Annotated in this window: 4 protein-coding genes; all 4 read left to right on the forward strand. The window is 49.8% G+C overall.

Features of this window, described 5'->3' with window-relative positions; all coding sequences use genetic code 11:
• Positions 1–28: 28 nt before the first annotated feature.
• A complete protein-coding gene (cas3, locus tag D6694_13075; protein RMH37746.1) occupies positions 29–2,635 on the forward strand; it encodes a CRISPR-associated helicase Cas3' in 2,607 nt (868 codons plus the stop codon).
• Positions 2,636–2,698: 63 nt separating this feature from the next.
• The gene (gene cas5c, locus D6694_13080; GenBank protein RMH37743.1) at positions 2,699–3,436 is read left to right on the forward strand and encodes a type I-C CRISPR-associated protein Cas5; all 738 of its coding nucleotides are present in this window, start codon (positions 2,699–2,701) and stop codon (positions 3,434–3,436) included.
• 4 nt (positions 3,437–3,440) lie between these two features.
• The gene (gene cas8c / locus D6694_13085; protein ID RMH37744.1) at positions 3,441–5,402 is read left to right on the forward strand and encodes a type I-C CRISPR-associated protein Cas8c/Csd1; all 1,962 of its coding nucleotides are present in this window, start codon (positions 3,441–3,443) and stop codon (positions 5,400–5,402) included.
• Positions 5,403–5,431: 29 nt separating this feature from the next.
• Positions 5,432–6,337 carry a type I-C CRISPR-associated protein Cas7/Csd2 gene (gene cas7c / locus D6694_13090; protein ID RMH37745.1) on the forward strand — a complete coding sequence of 302 codons (906 nt, stop codon included), beginning with the start codon at positions 5,432–5,434 and terminating at the stop codon, positions 6,335–6,337.
• Positions 6,338–6,444 lie beyond the last annotated feature (107 nt).

Here is a 6,444-nt window from a genome sequence, read left to right on the forward strand (position 1 = left end):
GGAAGCCCAAATCGCCGACTGGCGCGAAATGCTGCCGTGGGTGCGCGGCTGGGGCGCCGATTGCGAGGTGCTCGCGCCGGAACGGCTGCGCAAACGGCTAGAGCAAGAGGCCAGGAAGATAGCGCGTGTTTATGGGGTGAGAGAAATCAAAAAAGAAGAAGACTTGATTGCCCACCGTAGCGAAGATGAAAGAGAACAATCGCTTCTCACACACCTTCATGAAACATCCGAACTGGCGGGGCGCTTTGCTGCTAAAGTAGGATTGGCCGATGTTGGAAAAATCATGGGGTTGTTGCATGATTTTGGAAAGGCCAGCGATTTGTTTCAAGGTTACTTGCGCTCCAGGCAAGGTTTGATTAGCCCCGATGAAGACGGTTATGTGGATGCTCAACGTGGTGAAGTTGATCACTCCACAGCCGGGGCGCAGTTGATTTACGAGAAACTCGCTAGTCGTGGGAAAGAAGGAAAAATCCTGGCCCAGTTTTTGGCGCTTGCCATCGCTTCGCACCATTCTGGGTTGACAGACTGTCTGAAGCCTGATGGCTTCAATGACTTTAAACGACGGATAAACAAAGACACAGGCCTGACACATCTTGCTGAATCCAGAAACAAACTGCCTGAAATTGAAGAACAGTTAGACGAGATTCTGGCACAGCCAATTGAAAGGCAGTTTTTCGAAAAACTTTTCAAACGCATGAAAGAGTCGAATGATTCAAACATGACAATGCCTTTCAAACACGGTTTATTGGCGCGCTTCCTATTGAGTTGCCTTTTGGAGGCTGACCGCCTGAACACTGCCGATTTTGAACATCCTGAAAATGAAACGTTGCGGAATTACGGTAAATATGTCTCATGGGATGTTCTCATCCAACGACTGGAAGGCAAATTTGAAACATTCGCACGTGAGACTGCCCAAATGAAGACCGGTAGCCGCACTTGGGAGGTCAACCAACTGCGGGCGCGAGTAGCCCAGTATTGCTTAGATGCGGCTAATAAACCCAAAGGCATTTACCAATTGACCGTGCCCACAGGGGGCGGTAAAACGCTGTCCAGTCTGCGTTTTGCCTTGCATCACGCTCGTGAGCACGCCATGGAACGAGTTTTCTACATTGTCCCTTACATCACAATTATCGAGCAAAATGCAGATACCGTACGAGAAATCTTGGAAACAGAAAAGGAACGCGGGAAAATCGTTCTAGAGCATCACTCCAACTTAACCCCTGAAAAAGAAACCCGTCGCCACAACCTGTTAGCGGAAAACTGGGACGCTCCCATTGTGTTCACCACCCAGGTCCAGTTTCTGGAAGCGTTGTTTGGTCCCGGCACGCGTAACGCTCGTCGGATGCACCAACTGGCGAACTCAGTCATCATTTTCGATGAAGTCCAAACCATCCCCGTCAAAACGACAGAGATGTTTACCACTGCTTTACGTTTCTTGACCCACGATTGTGGTGCAACCATTGTGCTCTGCACGGCGACTCAGCCGCCCTTCGATAAATTGGACACTCCCTACCGCAGGTTGAACATCACCCCTGAACAGCATATCGTTCCAATCCAAGGTGAGCAGGAACTGTTCAGAAAATTAAAACGTGTTGAAGTCTACGATGAACGCAAGCCAGGTGGCTGGAGTCATGCCGAAATTGCCAACCTAGCAGAACAAGCTCTGCAAGAAAACGGCAGTGTTTTGGTTGTTGTCAATACCCGTGCTTCGGCACGGGCATTGTACCAGGAAATCAAAACCCGCAAGCCGAACGCAGGACTCTACCATCTGAGTACCAATATGTGTGCCGCACATCGCAGAGATAAACTGGATGAAATCACGTCCAAGCTGAAATCCGGCCAGCCCGTGATTTGTGTCAGCACACAACTCATTGAAGCCGGCGTGGATATTGACTTCGGCGCAGTCATTCGAGCCCTGGCTGGTCTGGATTCGATCACACAATCCGCCGGGCGCTGCAACCGCCACGGCGCGCGCGAGGACGGAGGCAAGGTATGGATTATCAACCCTCAAGAGGAAACCCTTGCCCATCTGCCAGAGATCAAAATTGGCCGCGACTATGCACAACGCCTGCTCGATGATTTCAAAAATGATCCCGCCGCCTTTGAGCACGATCCTATTGGGTTGCAAGCGGTGTCAATGTACTATAATTGGTACTATACCGCCCAGAAAGACAAAATGAAGTATCCTGTAAGCAGGAGCTCATCAGTGGGAAGAGATGACAATCTGTTCAACCTGCTTTCGACAAATAGCCTTTCAGTAACAAACTACAGAGCGGCTCATCACGGGAACGCACCTGAAATACTATTGAAACAATCGTTTCGCACTGCAAATCGAGAGTTCCGCGTCATTGACTCGCTTACATGCAGTGTAATCGTGCCGTATAAAGATGGAAAACAGATTATCACAGAGTTGTGCAGCGCTTACGAACTGGGAAAATCAGGCCGCTTGCTCAAAAAAGCCCAGCGATACTCTGTAAATTTATTTGAGAATCAATTCAAAAAACTGCATAAGGGGGGAGCGATCCACGAGGTGCAAGAAGGAGCGGGTGTCTTTTATCTTGATGACACATACTACAACGATGAATTTGGATGGAGCGATGAATCTGACAGCACCATGGAAACGCTCATCGTATAACGTTGTTGGAGAATAAAAGCACAAACCACTGCTTTCTCAACCCGTGAACAAAAGGAGGTCTCAATGAACTACAAAAATATCGTAGAGTTCAAAGTATGGGGCAAATACGCACTTTTTACTGACCCTCTGACCAAACTTGGCGGTGAAAAGTACTCCTATCCGGTGCCCACCTATGAAGCGTTGAAAGGGATCCTGAGCTCGGTGTATTGGAAACCGACCATTGTGTGGTACATCGACAAAGTCCGGGTAATGAGCCCTATCCGCACCCAAACGCGCGGCGTTAAGCCTATCAAATATCAGAAGGGCAACAACGAAAGCAGCAATGACCTTGCAATTTATACCTACCTCACCGATGTTGAATACCAGGTGCAGGCTCATTTCGACTGGAATTACAACCGCCCTGACCTGGAAAAGGACCGCAACGATCACAAACATTACTGGATCGCACGCCGGATGATCGAACGAGGTGGCAGGCGAGACGTGTTTCTTGGCACGCGCGAGTGCCAAGGGTACGTTGCTCCGTGCAAATTCGGCGAGGGCCAGGGATTTTACGACAACTACGGAGAAATGGCCTTTGGACTGATGTTCCATGGCTTCGACTATCCCGATGAACACAAGGATGGCGAGTTGTGGGCTCGATTCTGGCGGGCCAAAATGATCGATGGCGTGATCGTGTTTCCTCGGCCGGATGATGAGAAAGCCATTGTCCGCAAGTTCCTGCGTCCGATGAAAGCTAGCCCACCTCAAACAGTCGGATTGACAGAAAAAGGCTTACTTGAAGGCTACCAAGAAGGAGCGTGATGAGATGAACTGGATTCAAAGCCTTTATGAAACCTATGAAAATTGCCAACACATGGTTGGTTACACAAACGAACCGACTAGGCCGTTACTCCCTATTTGCCACATTACCGTTCAAGCGCATATTGAGGTCGTTATAGACGGTGAGGGAAATTTCCGCCGCGCCCAACTTGTGGACAAACGCGATGCAACCACTATCATCCCGGCAACCGAAAGTTCTGCTGGCCGCTCTGGAAACAAACCAACACCCCACCCGTTCAGCGATAAATTGCAATACCTAGCAGGCGATTTTGTCGAACACGGTGGCAAAGTGACATCGGGATTTGCGAAAGACCCTGAAGAGCCCTATAGACAGTTTGTAACGTTGCTGACCAATTGGTGCAATTCGCCCTACGGTCACCCCAAAGCGCGCGCCGTGCTAACATACGTTCAAAAGAAAACTTTGATGCAAGACCTGATAACCCAGAAGATTCTCCTGGTTGACGGTAACGGCAACTTGATCAGCAAAAAGGAAGCAAAGCGCGATAGAAATTCAAAAGACATCTTTTCCGTTCTAAACGCCCAAACCCAAGATGGCGCAGTCGTGCGCTGGATTGTGGAAACCCCCAATGCCTCGGAAAGCAAAACCTGGCGTGATGCTACCCTTTGGGAAAGTTGGGCTAACTACTATCTTAACACAACAAAGACCGAAGACCTTTGTATGGTGACCGGGCAAAGACGCGTGATCACTTTCAATCATCCCAAATTCATTCGGCGCGAAGGGGATAACGCCAAACTGATCTCCGCGAATGATAAGAAAAACTTCACTTTCCGGGGCCGTTTCACAGAAGACAGACAGGCATGTACCGTGAGCCTGGAAGCATCTCAAAAAGCGCATTATGCGCTTGCCTGGCTGATCAGCAGGCAAGGATATCGCGATAAGCAAGGCGAATTGGCCGTCGTCGCCTGGGCCACGTCAGGAGCGAAAGTGCCACAACCAACAGATGATTTTTCCGACTTGTATGGTGACTTGCCATCCGAAGAGGAACAGGTTGCGGATACAGCCCAAGATATGGCCATTCGCCTGAAAAAAGCCATCGCCGGTTACCGCCAGAAGATTGACGCTCGCGACGACGTGGTTGTCATGGCCGTGGATTCGGCTACACCAGGGCGTTTAGCCATTGTCTATTACCGCACCCTGAAAGGCTCAGACTTCTTGGACCGCATTGAAAACTGGCACAAGACTTGCGCATGGCAACATAAATACGTTAAAAGGGAAAAGCCAGAACCTGAGACTGGCAAAATGAAGTCCATCCTTATCCCCTTTTATGGGGCGCCCGCCCCGGCGGACATTGCCGAAGCGGCTTATGGAACAAACCGTGACGGAAGATTTGTAGTAGATGACAGGTTGAAGAAGGCGACTATCAAACGCCTGCTCCCCTGCATTGTGGATGGTCACCCCATCCCCCGCGATTTGGTAGATTCAGTTGTCAGGCGGGCATCCAACCGAATTGGGATGGAAGACTGGCAATGGGAAAAAGCCTTGAGCATTGCCTGTGCACTCTATCGTAAATACAGATATGGAAAGGAGAAACTCGAAATGGCACTTGATGAAACCAGAACATCTAGGGATTACCTTTATGGCAGACTTCTTGCAATTGCCGATGTGCTGGAAGAACGCGCTTTGTCAAAGGCTGAGAAAAACCGACCAACCAATGCCGCCCGCTACATGCAGCAATTCTCACAACGTCCATTTACAACCTGGAAACAGATACACGAATTACTTACCCCCTATTTCATGCGGCTGGGAGGCCAAGCTAGCTATTACAAGAAACTTATCGGCGAAGTCGAAGACCTGTTCACCCCTGATGATTTCATCAGCAACAAGCCACTGAGCGGCGAGTATCTGCTTGGCTATTACTGTCAGCGACAAAAGATGTGGGAAAAGACAGATAAGTCCGCAACAAATGATGATGATTCAAACGAGTAGTTCACACCAAATCATAAGGAGGTTTTACCATGACCACTCTCTCCAAGAAAATTGATTTTGCTGTTGTTCTGACCGTACAGCACGCTAATCCAAATGGCGACCCGCTCAACGGCAACCGCCCGCGCGTTACTTATGACGGCTTTGGTGAGATATCAGATGTCGCCATCAAGCGCAAGATTCGCAACCGCCTGCAAGATATGGGGCATGCAATTTTCGTCCAATCAGATGACAATCGCGTAGATGATTACGGCAGCCTGCGCGAACGAGCAGAAAAAACGCTCAAAGGCGTGGACACAAAAGACAAAAAGAAGTACCAGGAAGTCGCCTGCAAGACTTGGCTGGATGTACGTGCCTTTGGTCAGGTATTCGCTTTCAAAGCCAGGAAAGGCAAGAAGAGTAAAGGCGAAGAGGACAGCGATAGCGTGTCAATTCCCGTACGTGGCCCCGTTTCGATTCATCCTGCTTTTTCAGTTGCTCCTGTTTTGGATCGGGCCTCGAGCATTCAAATTACAAAGAGCGTTAGCGGCGAACCAAGCGAAAAACGGGGTTCCGACACAATGGGCATGAAACATCGCGTTGATCATGGTGTGTACGTCTTTTATGGTGCGATAAACCCTCAACTTGCCAGCAGAACCGGTTTTTCGGACGAAGACGCGCAGGCAATCAAAGAAGCTCTGCGGACGCTGTTCGTCAATGACGCATCATCTGCTCGACCAGAAGGTAGCATGACTGTTCACAAGGTTTACTGGTGGGAGCACAACAGCCTGCACGGCCAATATCCCTCGGCGAAAGTGCATCAATCTGTGCGTAGCAAAATCCGCGTCAAGGATGGAGTAGAGACCCCTCAAAGCATTGAAGATTATTACATCCCGACGAAAGAAGAGATTGAAGCCGAACTGCCGGGGTTGCAATGCGAAGTGCTTGATGGAGAATAACTGTCTTCTCAAACACGCCAGCGACCTGGGCAACGCCCCCTCGCACCTGCTCTTCGAGCGGGTCAAGGTGGCGCGCAAGCCGGACGTGGCCGTGCCGCGCAGTTTCA

The organism is Gammaproteobacteria bacterium (assembly GCA_003696665.1).
Classification (GTDB): Bacteria; Pseudomonadota; Gammaproteobacteria; order Enterobacterales.